Source organism: Lacticaseibacillus suilingensis (genome assembly GCF_016861845.1).
GTDB classification, from domain to species: Bacteria; Bacillota; Bacilli; order Lactobacillales; family Lactobacillaceae; genus Lacticaseibacillus; species Lacticaseibacillus suilingensis.
In genome coordinates this window covers 1-1261 of the sequence record NZ_BOLV01000063.1, presented here as the reverse complement: position 1 = coordinate 1261, position 1261 = coordinate 1, and the positions used below count along the sequence as shown (strand labels likewise).

Below are 1261 nucleotides of genomic sequence, written 5' to 3'. Positions count from 1 at the left end.
CGTAAATTGCAAGAACAAGTTAGCCAGTCGTTGAGGACAATCCCAGAACAGGCCGTTATCAAATAGAAGTTGTGGCGCTAGAGAGACTACTGGGCCATGCGGCGAACGCGCCGAGCTTCGGCCTCAAAGTTTTGCTGGGGTGTGCAGTAGCCCTGTTGTTTGCGAGGCAACTGATTCAAGCGGTCTTGCGTGGCCTGCACTTGACTAGGGCTAATGTCATCTAGGGACATGCCCTTAGGGAAGTCCTGGCGGATCATCCGGTTATGTGCCTCGTTGGTGCCACGGTCGCAGGACGTGTAAGGATGGGCGTAGAAGATCTCAGTTTCCGTCCCAGCAAAAGCAGTATTTAAGGCGGTGAACTCGGGTCCGTTGTCGGCTGTGATGGTCTTGATGCAAGCTCCCCATTCGCGCTTGATTCCACGCAATGCATAGCTCACAGAGTCTGCATCTCGTCCTTCGATCAAGCGGAGAAGTTGGCAACGGGTCTTGCGCTCAATCAGAGTCAAGATGACGCTCTCCTTGCCATTGCGTTTACCGACAATGGTATCCATCTCCCAGTGACCGAACTGCCTGCGTCGTTCAACGACCTTAGGCCGTTCCTCGATACTGCGGCCAGCCAGGCGCTTAGCCTTGGTGTGGTGCTGGTGAGAGGTCTTCCGCTTAGTCTTCTCCAACAGGTCGATATTTCGAATCTCTAGGCGTTGGTCGTCAATGTACTGGTACAAAGTCGAGGCACAAACAAGCTCTTCAGGAGTAAACAGCTTGTGTCGCTTGGCATAGCCGATTGAAGCATCCGGCGACCATTTGTCCTGCTTAGCTCGCTGTACGTACCAGGCTAAGAAGACCTGTACGCTGGCGAACTTGTCAGGACGATGGCAGCTCAAGCGTGCAGTCTCGTAACGTGCCTGAGCAGCCTCTGGCAGGTATTGTCGATGGTAGACGCGCTTGCCATTACTCTTCTTGACCTGATCTACTGTACCTCGCTTGATTTCATTATTAATGGTCTGCGGGCAGACGCCAATTTCAGCAGCAATCCAACGATTGGACTTCCCAGCTTGGCGGAATCCGGCCACTTTTCCGCGCTCGAGTGATGTTAAGTGCTGACCTTTTTGGCGGTGTGTGCTATCCTGTTTCTGCATCAAGACAATATCCTCTTCCATTGTTTGTGTAGGAACTTCAATGATACAGGATATCTGTTCTTGATGTTTTTTATTGTCCAAAAAATTTTGAGACAGTGGCTAACTTGATTCTAAAATGCGCG

General features: G+C 51.4%; 1 protein-coding gene. It reads right to left on the bottom strand.

Annotated elements, in window-relative coordinates; all coding sequences use genetic code 11:
- Positions 1-86 precede the first annotated feature (86 nt).
- Positions 87-1139, bottom strand: coding sequence for an IS30 family transposase (locus JUF11_RS13080; protein WP_010620018.1), 1053 nt, complete (start codon positions 1137-1139; stop codon positions 87-89).
- Positions 1140-1261: the final 122 nt, after the last annotated feature.